The sequence below is a fragment of the Pseudoalteromonas sp. APM04 genome (genome assembly GCF_022809815.1).
In the GTDB taxonomy this organism is placed as follows: domain Bacteria; phylum Pseudomonadota; class Gammaproteobacteria; order Enterobacterales; family Alteromonadaceae; genus Pseudoalteromonas; species Pseudoalteromonas marina.
Genome location: NZ_CP094441.1, coordinates 2,485,479 through 2,506,334 on the forward strand (window position 1 = coordinate 2,485,479; position 20,856 = coordinate 2,506,334).

12 protein-coding genes are annotated in these 20,856 nt (G+C 39.5%); 8 read left to right on the forward strand and 4 right to left on the reverse strand.

Going from position 1 to position 20,856, the window contains the following annotated elements:
- Positions 1-8 precede the first annotated feature (8 nt).
- The 4 genes from tyrR to bcsE form a co-directional block, all read right to left on the reverse strand.
- Positions 9-1,565 carry a transcriptional regulator TyrR gene (gene tyrR / locus MTP24_RS11530; protein WP_006791402.1) on the reverse strand — a complete coding sequence of 519 codons (1,557 nt, stop codon included), beginning with the start codon at positions 1,563-1,565 and terminating at the stop codon, positions 9-11.
- 171 nt (positions 1,566-1,736) lie between these two features.
- Positions 1,737-3,317, reverse strand: coding sequence for a cellulose biosynthesis protein BcsG (gene bcsG / locus MTP24_RS11535; protein ID WP_243531276.1), 1,581 nt, complete (start codon positions 3,315-3,317; stop codon positions 1,737-1,739).
- On the reverse strand, positions 3,314-3,490 hold the full coding sequence (locus MTP24_RS11540; RefSeq protein ID WP_006791404.1) for a hypothetical protein: 177 nt from the start codon (positions 3,488-3,490) through the stop codon (positions 3,314-3,316). Before MTP24_RS11540 ends, bcsG begins: the two co-directional genes overlap by 4 nt.
- A 3-nt stretch (positions 3,491-3,493) precedes the next feature.
- Positions 3,494-5,110, reverse strand: coding sequence for a cellulose biosynthesis protein BcsE (bcsE, locus tag MTP24_RS11545; protein WP_243531278.1), 1,617 nt, complete (start codon positions 5,108-5,110; stop codon positions 3,494-3,496).
- Between the two features lie 115 nt (positions 5,111-5,225).
- Here bcsE and bcsR point away from each other — a divergent pair, with 115 nt between their 5' ends.
- The 8 genes from bcsR to MTP24_RS11585 all read left to right on the forward strand — a co-directional run bounded on the left by bcsR (position 5,226) and on the right by MTP24_RS11585 (position 20,664).
- Complete coding sequence (bcsR, locus tag MTP24_RS11550; RefSeq protein ID WP_243531280.1) at positions 5,226-5,420, forward strand: BcsR/BcsP family cellulose biosynthesis protein; 195 nt, start codon at positions 5,226-5,228, stop codon at positions 5,418-5,420.
- 15 nt (positions 5,421-5,435) lie between these two features.
- The gene (gene bcsQ, locus MTP24_RS11555; RefSeq protein WP_008127570.1) at positions 5,436-6,149 is read left to right on the forward strand and encodes a cellulose biosynthesis protein BcsQ; all 714 of its coding nucleotides are present in this window, start codon (positions 5,436-5,438) and stop codon (positions 6,147-6,149) included.
- A 2-nt stretch (positions 6,150-6,151) separates the two neighbouring features.
- Complete coding sequence (gene bcsA / locus MTP24_RS11560; RefSeq protein WP_243531282.1) at positions 6,152-8,824, forward strand: UDP-forming cellulose synthase catalytic subunit; 2,673 nt, start codon at positions 6,152-6,154, stop codon at positions 8,822-8,824.
- Positions 8,817-11,063: a cellulose biosynthesis cyclic di-GMP-binding regulatory protein BcsB gene (gene bcsB, locus MTP24_RS11565; protein WP_243531284.1), complete on the forward strand. Its 2,247-nt coding sequence runs from the start codon at positions 8,817-8,819 to the stop codon at positions 11,061-11,063. Before bcsA ends, bcsB begins: the two co-directional genes overlap by 8 nt.
- On the forward strand, positions 11,063-12,193 hold the full coding sequence (gene bcsZ / locus MTP24_RS11570) for a cellulose synthase complex periplasmic endoglucanase BcsZ (RefSeq protein WP_243531286.1): 1,131 nt from the start codon (positions 11,063-11,065) through the stop codon (positions 12,191-12,193). Before bcsB ends, bcsZ begins: the two co-directional genes overlap by 1 nt.
- Positions 12,184-16,002, forward strand: coding sequence for a cellulose synthase subunit BcsC-related outer membrane protein (locus MTP24_RS11575; protein WP_243531288.1), 3,819 nt, complete (start codon positions 12,184-12,186; stop codon positions 16,000-16,002). The genes bcsZ and MTP24_RS11575 overlap by 10 nt, the downstream gene beginning before the upstream one ends.
- 248 nt (positions 16,003-16,250) lie before the next feature.
- On the forward strand, positions 16,251-17,735 hold the full coding sequence (locus MTP24_RS11580; RefSeq protein ID WP_243531290.1) for a peptide MFS transporter: 1,485 nt from the start codon (positions 16,251-16,253) through the stop codon (positions 17,733-17,735).
- Positions 17,736-17,910: 175 nt separating this feature from the next.
- Positions 17,911-20,664 carry a metallophosphoesterase gene (locus tag MTP24_RS11585; protein ID WP_243531292.1) on the forward strand — a complete coding sequence of 918 codons (2,754 nt, stop codon included), beginning with the start codon at positions 17,911-17,913 and terminating at the stop codon, positions 20,662-20,664.
- Positions 20,665-20,856 lie beyond the last annotated feature (192 nt).

A 20,856-nucleotide genomic window follows, 5' to 3' on the forward strand; every position in this document is an offset into this window, starting at 1 on the left:
AGAGTCATCTAAACTTTAACGGTTTTTCTGTTTATACCGTAGTCACGCAACTTATTTGCCACTGCGGTATGACTAAGCCCTAAGCGTTTGGCTAGTTGCCTTGAGCTTGGGTAAGCAGGGTAAAGTTTACGCAGCAACGTTGCCTCAAAACGCTTCACAGCTTGATCAAGCGAGCCTTCAAAGTCTGACTCCAAATACCCTAACTCATGTGTAAACGTAGGTAGTTGTAAATGCTCTAAACGTAACTCGCTATCATCTAACAATGAGACTGCGCGGTAAATAGCATTTTCAAGTTGGCGAACATTACCAGGCCACGGATATTCTTGTAAAAAACTCAAACACTCTTGTGATAATAACGGGATAGCATGGCCATTTTGCTGGGCATATTTTTGGATAAAATGCTCTGCCAGAGGACCCACATCGGCTTTGCGATCTCGTAATGGAGCAATTTCGAGAGTTAATACATTAATTCGGTAGTATAGGTCCTCTCTAAACACACCTTCTTGTACCATTGCGGGCAAGTCTTTTTGAGTAGCGGCTACAATACGAACATTAACCTTTACTTCGTTCTCATCGCCTACTTTTCTAAACGTTCCGTCTTGTAAAAAGCGCAAAAGTTTAGTTTGTAGCTGGGTCGACATTTCACCCACTTCATCTAAAAATACGGTACCGCCATCGGCTTGCTCGAGTACACCACGTTTAGGCGCTGCATTTTCTTCGTAGCCTGCATAACCAAAAAGTTCAGACTCCGCTACATCATCAGGTAACGACGCGCACGAAAGCGCAATAAACGGCTTAACAGAACGGTTTGACGCATAATGACACGCTCGCGCAAGTAACTCTTTACCTGTGCCTGTTTCACCCGTGATGAGTATGGGTGCTTCTAACTGTGCCATTTTTCGTGCTTCACGCACAACACGGCGCATAGCAGTACTAAAGTTATGAATGGTGGCAAAGCTTTCTTGTCCGTAGCGTCTAAATGCACTAACTTGCTGACCTAAACGACTTTGCGACTTAATGTTAATAACCGCACCAGCTAAAACATCGCCTTCACTGCCTTGTGGCACGGCAATTGGTAAAATATCTGCAATAAAGTCTTCGCCAGCTACTTCAACCCGAGTGGTTTGGCCTAACACTTCCTTGCCCTCTAACCAACGCGTAAAGTTAAAGCCCTTTAGTAGGTTATTTATGTTAGCGCCAATAACCTCTTTTTCACTTAACTGCAGGTCTTTACAGGCAGCATCGTTGCATAAACGAACCCAGCCCTTAGCATCAATAGAAATAACACCATCAGGTAATGCACGTAACAAGGTATTTAATTCGTTATGCTCTCGCTCAGAAGGGAGAAATGCGGTAGTGCGCACATCATGCACACCATCAATCAGACGGATAGAAGGCATGATTTTTTGAAACTGCTCAAACTCTATTTCTGGAAAGCTCACATACATACGGCAATTGACAGAATCGACCTCAATGCCTTTTAAATCAACACTGTAGTTAACTAAAATATTAAGGATTTCTTGGGCTATACCGATCCGATCAGCACAGTGAATATCTAGACGCATACATCCTCAAAGCAGGAAAAACTAAATTAGCCGAATAATACGCTAAGTCGCTTTGATAAGGTAGCTTATTGTAAACATTTTTGGACAAGTCTGCGTTTTAATTAACACATAAGAATAACAACATAAACACGCTATACAGCAGAGCTAGCCTGCTGCATAGCTAAATTACTTTTAACCTTGAGGGTAAGCAGACCATTCTTCGCCATCAAGTTGTATGTAAGGTCGTTTATTAACATACATCATGATTGTGCCCGCATTTTCAGCAACTTTTGGTGCTTTTGGCAAGTTTTCAACTAAATTGGCAATGCTGTTATTACCCCCAAAAACATTTGTCTCAAGTGTTTTTGCAACAATTTCAGATAAGGCAAAGTAACTAGTCGATTCGTTAATCATAATTTGCGAGTAGCTTTTAACGTCTGGGCCAATAAATTTAATAGCAGCTGGTACAGATACAATAGTAGGGCTTGGTATTTCACGAAGGCCAGCAAACTGTACCTTGTCACCTTTTAATGCTGCACCATGTTCGGGTACTACCATTAACATGACATTACGGCCGCGCTTTTCAAGGTTTTGAATAAAACGATTAATATCAGATAATAAATTAGCGTGCCTGATTGGGTAACTTTCAAGGCTATTCATGCGTTTTTTATTAGCCAACTGGTTACCATCGTGAAGGCTTGTTGTGTTGTAATACATTGCACACGGCTCACAATCTTGCGCTTCATTTTTAAGCCAACTATCTAGCACTGCACCGTCAGAATAAATAGGACTGTCGTCAAAGCCGTATTGCGCTACTGGAAGTGAATCAATATTAAGTGGTTTATCGTTTAGGCCACCAAAGCGATTAACCAAGCCTTTAAAGTCATCGAAGTGGCCATCGTGGTTCATCACAACGCTGCTTTGATACCCTAATTTTTCTAAGTTTTTAAATAAATAACATTGCTCTGGTGCATCACTGAATAAAGCCGTTTGGCTTGTTTGCCCACAGCTTGCGCGTAAAAGTCTGATAGCTGCAGGCCCACTGTATGATGTTGCTGAGTTAAAATCTGAAAACACCACATCAAAATCATTAAACATATCTTCAACACTAACGCCAATAGCGTTCAAGTCATCAATCGCCATTGAACAAATATTTAAAACGATGACATCGAACAGTTCGCCATTAACTTGCGAAGGAAAATGGCTAATTAAATGGCTTTGTTGTTGATAAAAGTCTGACAATTTTTGATCAGGTGTTTGGCTTTCGCGCGTAATGACTTGTGCTTGATTTGTAGGCTTATTTCTAATTGTTGTATTTGTAGAGTAGGCATTTACTACTGTGCCTGATTGTTCACCCTCTCCTTGCCATCCTATCAAAAGCAGCCCAACAATTGTTATTGTTGTAAAACGTAACCACTGAGATGTATACCAAAAACACACGGTAATAACGAATAATGCCAATAGCATATCTACACTGATTACACGTGCTAAAAGTTCAAAAAAATAACCAAAGCTGAAATCTTGAACATTACCAGCTTGCTTTGTCAGCCTATTTATTGGGGGCAACCAAGAGTCTTGGTAAAGTATGACAATCGCAAAAATACCACCAAGTACATGTTTTAACTTTTCAATAATCGCTTTTTTAAATTTGATTGCTAAAAGTGCTGCAAGGGCTGCATTGGTTAATACATTAAAATCAATTGCGCCGTAATAAAACAAGGCAAATTTAGCTAAGAAATAAAGATTCCACGCTCCTAAACCTGATAATTTCACTGCTCATCCTTCTTTTTTTTATTCGGTGTATAAGGTTCAAGTACTTCGTGTTTAAAAGTAAGCTTGTAATAATATGTTTTTACTCTGGCCAATATTTGAGTTGCCGACATACAAAGCACAATACCGACTATAATTGCCAAAATAACAGTAATAAAAAGCTGATTAATACTCATTGGTTAAGCCTTTAATCTCATTACAAATGACACAGCATCGGGGCGCGCATCATTTGTAAACTCAGGTGTGTCTAACGACTCAGTAATCCCTTTTGACACACCGGGTTCAAACTTATAGCTATCATTCTCTGTTAACTGTTTAGAATAATCAGTAACCTGTTTACCGCTATAAAGCCGCCTTAATTGCTTACATTCTTGCTGTATATGAAAATGATCTGAAATAACATTTTGCTGCACAAAAAAGTCACTCGTTTGTAGCTTGAATAAATGCTTAATTGCATTATTTACGTCGTTCTCTCTACACGCATGCAAGTACAAATACACGGTGTTATCTGCAAGGCTAAATACATCCCCTTCACGCTTAATATGAAACAAGTGTAAAGGGTGAATGGGCTCTATGCGGGGTAGTAACTCAAGCTTAACCAACACGCCGCTAACCCCAAGATTAACAGCCGAGTCACTATGAACCTCCACTTGGCGCGTAAATTCATCAAAAGGTAAATAGCCTTTAGAAAACGTATTTTCAGTATATTTCAGAACGTGCTCGACAGATGGCGGTAACGGTCTAGAAAATTGAAACCCTTGAATAGATTGAATTTGAGATAATAATCGCGAAGGTTCAGAAAAGCTATACAAAATAAGGTTAACGCCTAAAGTTAAAAATAAACATTCATCTTGATGGCGAATAACGCCATCAACATTTTGTACTACCAATTTTAACCAACGACCGCAGCTTTTCCTCAGTTCAAAGCACTGTTTACCAAGCAGTGCTAAATCTGTGTAACGCGTAACAGCAAACACCAATGTTGCCGCTTTTAATTTGGGGCCTTTGTCAAACAGCTCATTATTGTCTTTTGCGGTATAATAATGCGTAGGCAATTTTGTACCGATTGGCACAGCGCTTTGTACTAACCAAACATCGTCCTCATCTGGAAAATGCGAGCCATTGAATACTTTTAGATCGTTTACAGTTCCCTCTTGTACCAAAAACTGATTATCTTCAAGCGACAGTTGAAACTGCATATCAGCAAATACACCCGTAGTGTGGTGCCAATAATCGTACTCTAAAACGCGGGTAGCGGAATCATTATCTACAAAAATTAAACCATCAAAAGATTTATTAAGCTGCCTTATTAAAAATCGATAGTGTGTTACTTCTGGACCAGATAGCAAAAATAATAAGGTAACCCCTGTTTTTTTTGCAAACTCACTGTAATCGTTCATTATTGTTTTTGTGCTAGCTTCGGTTGCTGCACTAAGTAGCTCTGTGTTGAAGTGGATAAACACTAGCGCATTTTTTAATTTTTTATACGCGCCTATCTCTTTAATTATACCTTTGTTTATTCGCTCTATTGAGTAATGCTGTGTCTCAGATGAGAGAGAAAATGGATGAACTTTACTACGTTTGTACGCAGTATTAATTGCTGCAGAAAATGACGACTCAAAGAAAGATTCAACGTCTTGAGAAACAATGTAAATATCGTTTGCGCAATTTTGGTTAATTGCATGTAAAGCAAATTCAATTACAAAATTATCTAAAGGGGCTAAAACAGCATAACTTGAAGCCGATTTTAACTCTTTTGCAGCCGGCTCTAAACCCGTTATGTTAAAGTTATGCACTTAAAAAGCCCTCAAAAAAAATACTTTTTTACTAGTTTTGCCTGCTATTCTATATATAATAGCCAAATATTGTCCACTTTTAATAAAAATAAATATTACGCTTACAAAGGTTGTAATGAATAATTTAGCTACAAAAAGCTCACAAATACTCACATCAAGTGACATAGAAAACCTAGCTCGCCGTTTTGGTGGGAAAAGTGACGACTATATAGAAATTATGAATACACAAAAAAATCAAAAAACAATTAACAAGTATGCGCTATTGAAAGAAATTGATGACGCATTAAAAACATCTAGAGAAAAAAAATAAAAAAGGTAAACTCCATTGCAAAGGATTTTTATTAAAGGTATCAAAGGCGGCATAGGTAGCACATCAGTTGTTGCAAACTTAGCGTGCGTTTTGAAAAAATCTGATGTTGATGTGGTTGCCATAGACCTAGATGTTAAAAGTGACCTTGGTTTGCACTTTGGACTTAAATGGACAGCCACAAAAGGTTGGAGCAACGAGAGTACTTTTGACGATGCATTATTACATTTTCGTAAAGACAGCGATGGCGTTCTTTTTTTACCCCATGGCGATAATGAATCAACGTTAGATGAAATTATAACCACAATTAACAATTGCAAAAATCTGGATTATAAAGAATCTGCTTGGATAATATTCGACTGCCCTTCACACATTAATATTTCTCACTACCCGTTAGAAGAAAACGATATTGTTATTGAGCTAGTCACTTGCGATGCAATTTGTCATAGCCTCATATACAAGCGCCTTCAAACTCTTAAGTCAGTAGAGTCAACTTGGAAACACTTTTTTGTTGTTAATCGTTACAACGCAGCCTCAGTGTTAGAATTTGATCTATTTTCTCTTTGGCAATCTACATTGCCATTTATGGCGCCGTTTTTTATTAACAGTGATGAAGTTATTAAAGAGGCCACAGCTAATCGTAATGTAGCCCTTAATTGCGCACCATACAGTGTAGCGAACGATGACTTTGAAACACTGGCTGGTTGGCTTGTAAGTAAGGCGGCTAACTGACGATGAGCTTTACTCTTTTTTACAAAAGGCCCATACACAGCACATTGTATATTCTATTGAGTATATTATTCACTGATAAGCTTGTGCGTTACATTTTATTTAAATTTCATAGTTACTTTAACCAGCACAAGGTTAATGTAATTGAAGCATTTTTAATGCCCTTTATAACTTTGTTCGGTTCATTATTTGTAAATATAAAAAAGAACAAAGAAAACTTTGAGTTAGCGTTATATAACTATTATCCACATTTAAGGTTACCATACAGAACTTATATCTATTCCAATATTATACGCTTTGTTATTCAGAGCATATTTTTGCTTTTTGCTGTTCATAAACCCAGAAAAAAATCAGTGTCCATAAAAAAGCATGCTGTAAATTATTTTTATGACGGGGTCAGTTACAGCCTAAGGCAACTTCGTTGGTACGACCTTAAATTAGGCCGATTAATAAGGCGCCTTTTTTCCAAAAACAACAAGCCTAAAAAAAGTGCTTTTAAAACAATGGCAGACGCTCGTATTTGGCAGAACAAACTTATTAAATACATCGTTGTTGCACTGATGTTATTCTTGCTTGCCATATTTGTTACCATTCCCTTTAGCCTTGAAGCGCAAGCAGTGTTTATTAGCTTTATTTTACTGGTTGCTTACGCGCTCAAACGCGTAAAAGGCCATATGGCCACGATTGTAATGATCACCTTATCTGTCACTACATCTTCTCGATACTTGTGGTGGCGATACACTGAAACACTTAATTGGGATGACCCTTTAGCACTTACATTAGGTGCTGGCTTGTTACTAGCAGAAACATACGCATGGATGGTACTTATTTTAGGTTTTTTTCAAACTATTAACCCACTTGAAAGAAAACCGGTCATGTTGCCAAAAAATACTGACTTATGGCCAACGGTAGATATTTACATTCCTACTTACAATGAACCTTTAAGTGTTGTAAGGCCGACTACCCTTGCCGCATTAAGCATAGATTGGCCAGCAGATAAGCTGAAAGTCTATATTTTAGATGATGGTAAACGTCCTGAGTTTGGTGAATTTGCTAAACAAGTGGGTGCGGGTTATTTAACAAGACCAGATAATAACCATGCAAAAGCCGGAAATATGAATAGTGCTATGCGCTACACAGATGGTGACTATATTGCCATTTTTGATTGCGACCACGTACCTGCTCGTTCGTTTTTGCAAATGACCATGGGACAGTTTTTAAAAGACAGTAAAGTGTGTTTAGTACAAACACCACATCATTTTTTCTCAGCAGACCCATTTGAGAGAAACTTAAATAACCACAGTCAAATTCCAAATGAAAACATGTTGTTTTACGGGCTTATTCAAGACGGGAACGATATGTGGGATGCTACGTTTTTTTGTGGTTCGTGTGCGGTACTCAAAAGAGAAGCGCTTGATGAAATAGGTGGCTTTGCTTTTGAAACCGTCACCGAAGATGCCCATACTGCACTACGAATGCAACGCGCAGGTTATAAAACTGCCTATATAAATATTCCTCAAGCTGCTGGCCTTGCCACTGATAGTTTATCGGCTCATATTGGCCAGCGAATTCGTTGGGCACGGGGCATGGCGCAAATATTTAGGCTCGATAACCCGCTGTTAGGCAAAGGCTTGAACATCCCTCAGCGACTTTGCTACTTAAACGCTATGCTGCATTTTCTATCAGGTATTCCGCGCATTGTATTTTTAACCGCGCCACTGGCACTCATATACTTTAATGCATACATTATTTACGCGCCATTTTTAGCTATTTTTATCTACGTTGTACCTACACTTATTCAAATAAAAGCAACTAACTCACGAATACAAGGTAAGTATCGCTATTCGTTCTGGGGCGAAGTTTACGAATCTGTGCTTGCTTGGTACATATTAAAGCCAACAACAGTTGCTTTGTTTAATCCAAACAAAGGTAAATTTAACGTTACCGAAAAAGGTGGATTAAACGATAAAGAGCATTATGACTGGGGTATTTCTAAGCCATATTTGGTTTTACTCGCTATTAATTTAGTCGGTATGTTAGTTGGTATTTTGCGCCTGTTTTTTGGCGACCCTACGCAAGTTGGTGTACTGCTGATTAGTATGGGGTGGGCGCTTTATAATATTATCATTTTGGGTGCTGCGGTTGCCGTGGCAGCAGAAGCACGCCAAGTGAGGCATTCACACCGCATTAAAGCAAACTTCCCAGCGGGAGTTCGTTTAGCAAATGGCCACACATTAAAAGTAAAAATTACAGATTACTCCGATAACGGCGTAGGAATAGAAACCGACCATGCACATGCTTGTCGTGTAAACGATAAAATAGAATTATTAATGAGCCGCGGTAATAAGCAATTTTCGTTTACTACCCATGTTTGTAATACTCGGGGTAATCAAATTGGCTTAACCATTAAAGATTTATCTCTTGAAAAACAGCGCGCGTTTATACAATGTACATTTTCACGAGCTGATGCGTGGCTTGACTGGCAAAATAACTTTAGACATGACCGCCCATCTTACAGTTTTAAAGAAGTGCAAAAAACAAGCCTCAGAGGGTTTAGTAACTTGCTCTTCCACGCACCAAGAGTGCTTCAACCTATCATTCAGTTTATGACTAATTTAGTTGTATACGTAAACTCATTTACTCCAAAAAGACCAATAGTGCATAATAATTATGATTAAAAAGTTGCTTAATATATCCCTAACATTGTCGCTTATTTGTTGCGCTTACTTTGCGCATGCAATTGAGCCATTACAAAATAAATCAATGTTCATTAATGGATACCCTGAGAGCGCTCAGGTGTCGAGTTTACGCTTAGAGTTTGAAGCGTTAGGCTTTACAGGTTTTAGGCTCAACGGGGTAAATAATAACTCCCGCGTTGACTTTACAAACCGAATAGATAAATTGAGCACCAATTTAAAGCTTAACTTTTCGTATACTAACTCGCCTTCATTAATCGCGAATGTTTCGCACTTAAAAGTATACTTTAATGATAATTTAGTCACTGTTTTACCTATTAACGAACAACTTAGTATTGTAAAGAACACAGTGCAGCATAGCCTAGATCTTAACGCTAAATACATTCAAGATTACAACCAAGTCCGCTTTGAATTGGTTGGTTATTACGACCTTAGATGTCAAGATTATTTCAGCCGCACCATTTGGACAGAAATAAATAAATCAAGCAACATAACGCTCGATCAAAAGCAACTCGCTATCGATAGCCGTTTAGAATACCTCCCAGAGCCGTTTTTTGATGAAAAGGATTACAACAAGCTTAACCTTCCATTTGTATTTGCTAAAACACCCAATACCCAAGCTATTGAGGCAGCAGCAACGCTATCGAGTTGGTTTGGAGCCCAAGCTGATTGGCGTGGATTTAATTTTCCCGTAACGTTAAATAAATCGCCTGATCAACACAGTGTGGTTTTTATTACTAATGATTCAAAACCTGATTTTTTGAAAGATTACCCAGATGTTGAAAAACCAACGATTGAAATTATTTCAAACCCATTTAATCGTTACTATAAAATGTTACTCATACTGGGCCGTGATGAAGCTGATTTAAAAACAGCGGTGACTGGCCTTGCGTTTGGCCACAAAGTAATGACTGGAAGAAGCGCAAGTATTGAAGCCATAAATCAGTTGCCACTTCGAAAAGCGTATGATGCACCACGCTGGCTTAGAAGCGATCGTCCAGTGCATTTTGACGAGCTTATTGACTACCCTACGCAACTACAGGCGCAAGGCCTTAATAATGGTCCAGTAAAACTAAACATTCGCTTTGCACCTGATCTATTCACGTGGCGTGAAAGAGGAATACCTATTACTCTTCAGTACCGTAGCACGCCAGAATCAGAAGCCATCGACTCTCGTTTAAATATGCTAATAAACCAAGAGTTTATAAGTGGCTTTTTACTCGATAAAAACAACGATCTATTACAAACAACGCAAGCGTTGTTGCCACTAGTTGCCAATACCGACACCACACAAAGCACAGAAGGCTTTTCTGTCAATGGCATTAATTTAGCTAACAGAAATGAGCTTAACTTTGACTTTAGGTTTGGTGTACTCAAAAAAGGCGAATGTGCTGTTGCACCTCCTGGCGGTGAGTTTGGTGTTATTGATGGCGATTCAAGCATTGACGTAAGTGAATTTGATCACTATATCGCATTACCAGATCTGAACGTATTTGCTAATAGTGGCTTTCCTTTTACCAAATATGCTGATTTACAACAAACACTTGTGCTTATTGATGAAAACCCAACACCTAATGCTTTAACCGTTTTATTTAATTTAACGGGCCACTTTGGCGCGATCACCGGTTACCCAACCCACAGAATGAGTGTTGCTCATTTAAATGAGGACGCTGATTTAGATGATAAAGACATACTCGTTATTGCTAAACCTAACAGTATTGCTAATGACTTAGATGAAGATGCACAAACAAATGTTTTACTGAACAATAATCAGCGTGCAATTAAACAGGCAATTTATAATGGTGCATACGACGAACAAACGACCGATAAAGTAGAGGTTAGTATTAAAAGTAGTGGCGATATGGCTGTTATAACAGGGTTTCAATCACCGTTTGACTCTGATCGCTCTATCGTCTCTTTTAGTGCTACTACGCAAAATGCATTCACTATACTTGACGATGTTCTAATGAACTCAGAAAAATTAGCCCAAATAAAAGGTAGTGCAGCCATTATCAACTCACAGGGTATTAAAACCATCCAAGTAGATGAGCAATACTTTGTAGGCCATATCCCAGTCCATACATTAGTGTGGTTTCACTTATCTGATCATCCATTTATTTTGGCATTACTGTCTATTTTAACGCTATTGCTGATCTCATTTATCTTATGGCGATTATTACAAGCACTAACTTACAAGCGTTTAGCTGAAGGAGACGAATAATGAAATCACTCGTTAATATGTTTTTTACTGTGATGGCACTATTTGCTTTCAATGCCAACGCACAAGTTGAACAGTGCGAACCTTGGCAGTCGTGGCAAGTGTTTAAAAATCATTTTATAAGCCAAGACGGCCGCGTTATTGACTTGGGCAGTGATCAAAGTATCACAACCTCTGAAGGCCAATCATATGCACTATTTTTTGCGCTTATTGCCAACGATAAAGCCGCTTTTGATTCTGTTTTAAATTGGACCCAAGAGCATTTATCAGAGGGCGATTTAAGTACGCGTTTACCAGCATGGAAATGGGGACTAGATAAAAACCGCGTAGGGGGGATTTTAGATTCAAACCCTGCGTCAGATTCAGACCTATGGATTGCCTACAGTTTATCGCAAGCGGCAATTTTATGGGATGAACGCCGCTATAGTATTTTAGCCGCAGTGCTTGCTCAACGTATAATCAGAGAAGAAACCGCCTACATAACGGGCCTTGGCCTTTCTTTACTACCCGCACCTGCCGGTTTTGAGTTTGACAATGAGCGCTATAAGCTAAATCCTAGCTACTCGCCGTTATTTATTTACCAGCAATTTAAAAAGCTTTATCCACATTCACCGTGGCACCAACTGCACGAAGGATCAGCTAAGTTAATTTTAGATACCGCACAGCAAGGCGTTAGCCCTGATTGGGTTATGTTTGATTCAAACCGCGGTTTTTACTACGACAGAAAAAATACAGATTTAGGTAGTTATAATGCAATTCGTGTTTACCTTTGGGCAAGTATGATGGCAAAAGATGCACCCTACAAACAAGAGCTTCTTGCTCAGTTTGCACCATTTGTGGACACCATTGAAGAGCGCGGCCATGTCCCTTTAAATACGTATGCTCAATCAGGTAAATCTGAAAAAAGAGGGCCTTTGGGCTTTAACGCTGCCCTGCTGCCTTTGTTAGCAGAGCAAGTTAATAATGAGCTGGTAATGGCCATTCAGCAAAAGCTAATGATTGATAAGTCTTTTACACAAACACGTTATTACGACAGTGTATTGCATTTATTTGGTGAAAGTGCTGTTAACAAGCGCTTTAAAATAACGGCTGATGGAACGCTACAACCTACTTGGAGCACTGAATGTCGTTAAGGTTGGCCTTAGCTTGTACATTGGCACTAAGCACTAATTTAAATGCCGCAACAATAAATGATATTGATACACAATCGGTTGATTGGTTATTAAACCAAATTAGTATTGGTGAAGCACAACAAAACAAAAGACTTGTTGAAGATAGCCTGCAAAAATTGGTTGCAATTGCCCCTACGCGAATAGAAACGCAATGTGCGCTTGCACATTACGACTTTACCAATGGCAATACAGACCAGGCAAACTTGTTATTAAGTAAGCTTGATAACCAACTAACACAACAAACACCTTGCGTAAAAAAACTCAAGGTTATGTCTCGTATTCAAGGTAAAGACAAGGCAGTAATTCAAGAAGCAAAGCTGCTTGCTCGTGCCGGTAGATATGAACAAGCACGTCAAATTTACAATAAAATATTTAATGATGTTTATCCTACTTTAAACTTTGAGCTTGAGCATTTAAGCTGGTATGCACAAGACAGCGCTCAATGGCAAGGGGTTAAAAATGGTTACAAGCAATTATTAAAACGCTATGACAACCTAGGCACTATAGAAGTTGCTTATGCCAGACATTTGCTAAGACGTAACCCACGCGATAAAGCAGCTATGCGTATTTTAAGTAAGTATGGATCGACATCGGGTTTTAGTGATGAAGTTGAAGGTATTTGGCTCTCTGCACTAAAAAACATGCCCATAAACAGTAATACTGACAAGCAATTTCAGCAATACTTTATACTTTACCCGTTTAGTAATAAGGGAGAGTTACAGTATCAAGACTTTAAAAAGCAATTAAAAGCACGCCAAAAATTATTAGCCGACCCGGCTTATCAGCTTTGGTTAAAAGGCAATAAGCTACTCGAACAAGAAAGGTTAAATGCAGCAGAACCTCTTCTATTAAAAGCATTAAAAGGCCGCCCTACTGACGGCGAAATAATGAACAGCTTAGGCATACTTTACCTACAATTAGGGGAGCATGGTAAAGCCTATAACTATTTTACACGTGCACAAAAATACACTGCCGACTTTGCAGAGCGAAATACCCTTAAAAGCATGGCTAAAACAGCTAAGTTTTGGCTGTATATTCGCCAAGCAAGAGACGCTATAGACAGCAGTGAATTTAGAGTTGCCAAATTTAAACTCGATTTAGCCGCCGCATTAGAAGAAGAACCTAATACCGTACTGGCAAATCGTGGCACCTTACAATTTGCCCAAGGGCTATATTCACAAGCTGCGCTTACCTACCAAGTGGTGCTTAAAAGCGAGCCGTTAAACGAAGGCGCCCTATTTGGCTTACTTGAAATTGCAAAGCTTGAACAAAGTGAAAAAACGCTCACCTCTTTTTTTAATCGACTTTCATTTTCACAAAAAGAAATATTAAGAGCGTCATATTTAAGCTCATTAAGTAGCGTGTATAGAACTAAGGCAACAAAGCTAACTGAAGCTGGTGAATTAGAAGAGGCTGAAAAAATATTAAAAGAGGCTATTCAAGCAACACCAGAAGAGCCTTGGTTATATTACGACTTAGCGTTTATATATCAACAAAAAGGACTCACCGACAAAGCCCGCTCATTGTTTAATAATGTATTGTGGCAATTTCCGCTAAATTCACAGCTTAGGTATAGCCATGCACTGTTTTTGCGTGCTTTAGACGATTACCAAGGTGCGCTTGCTACGCTTCAGTATATTCCATTTAAATCTCGCGATGCTGACATTGTATCTCTTGAACAACAGTTACAACTTAATGAGTCTTTAGCACAAAGCGAACGTTTTATTAATTCTCAAAATAAAGCGGCTGCTATTTATCACTTAAGTGCGTTAGAAGCACAAAATTTAACGCCACCAATGAAAGCGGAGCTAGCACGAAGCTGGTTTAGCATAGAAGAACAAAACCACGCTTTAAAACTCATGCGTGACGCATTAGCTGAAGACCCCTCATTATCAGCCTATTGGCATATGCTGTATGGAGAATGGCTTTTAGCACAGGGTAATAAAGCTCAGACTACGGATTGGTTCAATCGTTATCGGCTTCCTGAAAATGCCTCTGAGGGTGAAATAGACCAGTTTGTGCAATTACAAAATGCCTATTATTCTGAGTATTTTAGTGGCAGTGATCTTATTGCGAAGCTAAATCAGCTTGATCAAAAATACCCAAGTTCATCAGCAACAACAACTGCGCTAATAAATGCAAACTTAGCACTTGATCAAAACCAATCAGCGATTATTTTATACGAACAAAAACTAAAAAATAATCAGTTAATTGAACCTCAAGCTTTAATGGCAATATCCAAAGCCTATAGAGCACTTGGGGATGATTTCCAAGCAAAAGAGGTCACACAGCTCGCCATTGAACAAAGTACAACGCAAGAAAGTTATTTTCAGCGTCAAATTATGGAATCGTTAAACGATTTTAATTACGCTGGTGATGCCCTTTACTTAGCCGAGCAACTTATTCAAAAAGCACCTAATGATTTAGAGCTTCGTTATTTAGGCGCGCAAGTTGCTGCTAATTTTAATGAAACAGAGCAAGCACAAACGTGGTACGCACAAACGCTTTCACCTAATCGTCAACTAAATGAAAAAGAACTCTACGCATCACTTTCGCGCATTAATGAAAACGACGAGTGGTATATAAACGGTGCCAAACGAGAACTACTCAGCCAACAAAACAAAAACCAAGCCTACATTGCTGTTGGTGTAAATTTTAGCGGACAAGTAAGTACTGAAAGTGAGGCTACATTGGGCGCTGGTTTAGTCCCTATTGAAGCGTACTTTCCGCTTTGGCAGGGGCAAGGCTTTGTAAAAATAGATCCTACAAGTATTAGCGCGCAAACAACACGATTTGACGAGCAATTTGCTGGCAGTCGATACGGTCAAGGCGCTTTGTGTATATTTACCTGTGGTATTGACGAAGTAAGTCCTGAGCAAGATGGCGTTGATATTGGCATTGGTTGGCAGAACGAAAACTGGCGCGTAGATATTGGTACAACACCACTGGGCTTTTTAATCGAAGACATTGTATGGGGTGTTAACTATTCGGACGACTTTGGTGACTTTGGCTATAGCCTTGAGTTAGAAAAACGACCAGTAACCAGCTCAGTACTCGCCTATGCTGGTCTTGAAGACGTTAATACTGGTAAAATTTGGGGGGGTGTTCGCTCAACTGGTTTAACCGCTAATGTTTCTCATGATTTAGGCGGCAATTGGGGGTTTTGGTCTAGTGCTGACTTTACATTATATAAAGGTCAAAACGTAAAAGATAACCAGCGCTACCGCTTGATGGGCGGCACCTATTATCGTGTGATAAGTAATCAAGACCGCGAATTTACAGTGGGTGCAAGTTTATTGCATTGGGCCTATAAATTTAATTTAAGTGAAGAAACCTGGGGCCACGGCGGCTACTACAGCCCACAGAACTATATTGGGTTATCGGTTCCTTTGACCTACGATGCACGATGGGGTGATGACTTTGTATACCGCGTAAAAACAGGCGTGTCGTATTCACAAACTAAAACGCAAGCCATCGACTTTTTCCCTAATGATCCTGACCTTCAAGCTGAAGCCTTTGTTCGCCAACTTGAAACCGGTGTAGATCCTGCCTTTGATTCAGATACCAGTGCGGGCGTATCGTACAATTTAGAAGGCAGTTTTGAATACAGAATAACCCCACATTGGTTCTTTGGTGGTTATTTAGCTATTGACCGTTCTGACTTTTACGAACCTAATTTTGGCCAACTGTATATCCGTTACTACTTCAATCCTGTCTACGGGACCCTTGAGTTTCCGGGTACACCTATTATCCCTTATGCTGAGTTCTAACTTAGCATAAGGTGATACACCGCTCAGTACTTCCCCTCGCCTTGAGGTATATGTATACTTGTGCGCAATTGTAGCTAGGATAAGGGTGTGTCTCTTACCTTGTGGTGTTATAGCCATACAGCAAATCATTATCTTAGATACAAATAATATACTGGTGGTCGAGCACTTTAACCTTATAAACAGGCTAACTTAGCTAAAGCAAAAAATTATAAGGCCATCACAACAATTCTTTAAGTTAGGAAGTAAATATGAGTTCAGCTCCAGATAGTGGCTGGTTTGGCCACCCTAAAGGACTTTCGACATTGTTCTTCACTGAAATGTGGGAACGAATGAGTTATTACGGTATGCGAGCTATGCTCGTATTATTCATGACAGCAAGCTTACAACAAGAAGGCCTTGGCTTTACGGTTGCATCAGCGGCTGCAATTTATGGTTTGTACACAGGTGCGGTATACTTTTTAGGCTTACCTGGCGGTTGGTTAGCAGATAGGTTATTTGGCGGCCAAAAAGCGGTTTGGTACGGTGGTATTATCATTATGTGTGGCCACATTATTTTGGCCGTTCCACATGAATATTCATTTTTTATTGGTTTAATTTTTGTTGCAACAGGTACGGGCTTACTCAAGCCAAATATCAGTGCAATGGTAGGCCAGTTATACAGCGATGCTGATGAGCGTCGTGATGGCGGTTACGCTATTTATTACATGGGTATTAACATGGGTTCTTTAATAGGTTACTACGTATGTGGTTACTTTATGGAGAACGTAGGTTGGCACTGGGCATTTGGTGCAGCAGCTGTTGGTATGGCCATTGGTTTAGTACAATACAAACTTACCCTTAATAACTTACCAGAGCACAGCGCTTTACCTGCTAATCCATTAAGCGCTAAAGGCACTTCACGTACATGGGGTGCTATCGCATTATTTGTGGCTGTTGTTGCGGGCGTTACCATAGCCGCTATGACTGGTGCTATCATTATAAACCCTTCGGTTGTAGCCGGTTATACAGCTGTTGCATTTACTATTATATTCTTTGTGTACTTTGGCCTTATTTATTTTAAAGGTAAATTAACAGGCGAAGAAAAACAAAGAATGTGGGCACTATTTTTAGTGTGTGTTGCCTCTGCATGTTTTTGGTCTGGTTTTGAGCAAGCAGGTTCTTCATTAAACCTATTTGCCCGCGATTACACCGACCGACTTATAGGTACTTTTGAAATTCCAACTACATGGTTTCAATCTTTAAATTCACTATTTATTATTGTTTTATCGCCATTTTTTGCTGCGCTTTGGATAAACCTATCTAAAAAAATGATATCGCCTACTTACAGCGTAAAATGTGCATTTGGCCTGATCATCATGGCCTCAGGCTTTTTAGTCATGTTTATGGCAGCACATTATGCAGCAGAAGGCTTAAAAGTAGCGCCTTACTGGTTGGTTACTACGTACTTTTTACACACAGTGGGTGAGCTTTGTTTAAGCCCTGTTGCATTAAGTGCAGTAAGCAAGTTATCGCCGCGTCGCTATACGGGTCAAATGATGGGTGTGTTTGTTTTAACTTACTCTATTGGTAATATTATCGCAGGTTTACTTGCTGGTAACTTTGATCCTAATAACGTTCAAGAAATCCCTACCCTATACTTACAAATTGCATTATTTAGCATTGGTGTAGGTATTGTTTTAGTGCTTATGAGCTTTAAAGCGAAAATATGGGAAAAACAAGGATTAGAGACCTAATTCGGTTAATCCTTTTGTATTAATAATTATTTACTGCATATTCTAAATGTAGTAACAAATAAAAAATGCCCCCATAATTGTTATGGGGGCATTTTTATACAGCTATGCTCCCATACTTTTAACTGATATTATGCATTAATAAATTGTTAAATTAGACACCCGAGGACTGCTGTATATGTTATTGGACAAGTTATTAAAAATAGCTGCAATACCATTTTTGCTCTTTATGTTAAGTGCATGCGGTGGTGCGAGTGATGCAGTAACGGTTAATCCAAACGATCCTGTTGAACCCGAGCCAACCCTACTTCCTTTAACTGCTGCTAACGGGTTAAACTCAACGCTAGATAACGGCGGGTTTGAATTAATTATCCCTGCAAATATAGCTTCATCAAATAGCGAAATCACTTACGAAAAAACAACACTAGATGATGCCAACGCACAGTTAAACATTATCTCTGATTTACACACCCTTATACCCGACCCTGACATTTCATTTTCAGACTCCTTTACTATTAGAATAAAAATACCTGAAGACTATGTACTCGGTGGGCAATTATTCATAGCCAGACAGTTAGGCCTAAATAGGTGGGAAACGATTACTAACTCAACCGTAAGCGATGATTATGTCAGTGCACAAGTGAATCAAGTCGGCACTTATGCAATTCAAATGCAGCGTAAAGAAGCATTCGCCGATATTGGTCCAACATGTGAAGCGAGCGCAACAACACAATCGGTACGCTTTGTTCATGTAGCAGACTTACATGCTCGTTTTGGGTATGAGGAACAATACTTTAGCCGTATTAAAGCCTATTACAATCAAGTCGCCAACCAAACACCACACACCCTATTTACCAATGGTGGTGACGATTATGAAAAAGGCACGGTAGCAGAGCAACTTTCACAAGGTACAGCAACCGAAGAAGCCATTAAAGCGATGCAGTTTGACATTCGTGTTGTGGGAAACCACGACTATGCATGGGGACCAGAAAAACTACTGAGCTATTCGCAAGATGATAAAGCGATTGTGCTTGCAAGTAACACTCGCTATGAAGGGGAGCAACTTCAAGATTTTGCCGCTGTGAGCTTTGCAAAAGTGCAAGTGGGCTGTGTCACCTTAGGTGTATTTGGCATGACGTCGGTGCCATGGAATGAATTAGATGAGCCACAGCAAGACGATCCAATTCCTGATTTTATAAAACAATTTAAAATGAGCTGGGAGTGGCAACAAGTTGCACAAAGCATTGTAGACCAATACCGTGATGATGTTGATTACATGGTAATGCTAAGCCATTTAGGAGTAGGCCTAGATACAGATATGGCAACTGAGGTTGCAGGTATTGATTTAGTATTAGGGGGCCATACCCATGGCGGCGAAAGCTTTGATACACTAGAAAATGGCGCCATTGTTATTCAACCTGACTTTTATGCAAAAGGGATAACCGACTTAACACTTGAGTTTAATTTAGCTGATAAAACAGCACCTGTTGAGAACTATCAAACGATTGCCACTGAAACCATCACTGAACGTGATGAACCGACAAAGCAAGCCATAGATGAAATTATGGGCCGTTACGCGCCTGATGCACAAACCGAAATAGCTATTTCAGAAAACTACCCTAGTGCAATTGAGTTAGCTGAAATAACAGCATTAGCCGCGCAACACGAAAGCTCAATCACAGCTGCACTTTTAAACCCCGAACTGGTTCAAAAGCGTTGGACACCCGGCACGCTCACACAAGAAGATTTTCACGAAGCATTTTACGTAGAAAGACAGCCTTCAAATACACCCGGTTTTAACGCAATATATAAAGTGACAGTAACAGGTACAGACTTAACATCTATGTATGCAAGCCAACCTGACTGGTTTTTACTCACACCCGAAAACATTCAAGCAACCAGCAATTATGATGTCGCTTTATTTAAAGGCGCAGCGCTTAACCCTGAATTATTTTTTAATGGTGTTACATTTTCAAACGTAGAACCCATTGCCGAAGCATGGTGGTTACTAGATCAGTACGCCCGATTTAGAACAAGCCAGTGCTTATACCTAGATACCAACAATCAACTGTTTTCATGTACAAACGAAGAAAACATAACGGTATGGAATTTTGATAATACAGCAAGCCCACTTAGAGCAGATTTTGGACCTTCAGTACTCAGTTACTTCGATCCTGAAGAAAAAGACTGGGGCCCAGAAGAAACTCAATATAAAACCACTACCGAACTCGGCATTAGTGATTTGAGTGATGGGCCGTCAGGTGTAATGGCATTTTCAAGGCATGCACCAACCGAAGGCCTACATATTAACTTAAACACACCCGCTAACGGCGATTATGCCGCTGATGGCATGGTTTCAGACTACACACTTGTAATGGATTTATACTGGCCAGCAGAAGGCCAAGATATTTACCGTGCGGTTGTTCAAGCGGATACCGTTAACTACTTAACCGACGATGCCGACATATTTATTGACCCAAGTGGTGGTTATGGTAAATCAACCAGCGACAGCGGCTATTTTGGCAATACACAACCAGACTCTTGGCATCGTGTCGCTTTAGTATTTTATACTGCACCTACCAATGGCGTATTTGAAGTGTACATAGATGGCGAACTAGTGGGTGTAAAGGAAGATGGAGAAATAAACAACCGCTGGGCACTCAAAGACGCAGTGCTGCTGTTTAATGATGACAACTTTGAAACCGAGCCTGGCTACTTAAATGCCATGCTTTATGCCGGCCGTGCAATGAGCCGCGACGAAATAAAAAGCTTAGGTAATGCGCAGCAAAAACTCACTTATGAGCAAGCAACACGCGTACTTAATCAAACCATTGAACGCCATTACCAAGCTGCGCCTGAAATAAAACCAAACTTATGGTTACAACAGCGTAGCAAGTTTTTTGGTGAACACGCCAAAAATGTAAACAATTAATTACACTTAACCCTATTTCATACCACTTCAAAAAAGAGAGTTTAGCTACTTAAACTCTCTTTTTTATTACTATAATTCATAAGCTTAATCAAAAAACAGCCACTAAAACTGCTTACTTTTACAACGTAAAAATTTTCTACTGTATTGACTCAAAACAACTTGGCCACAAGCGTCCTATAAAATTTACACACC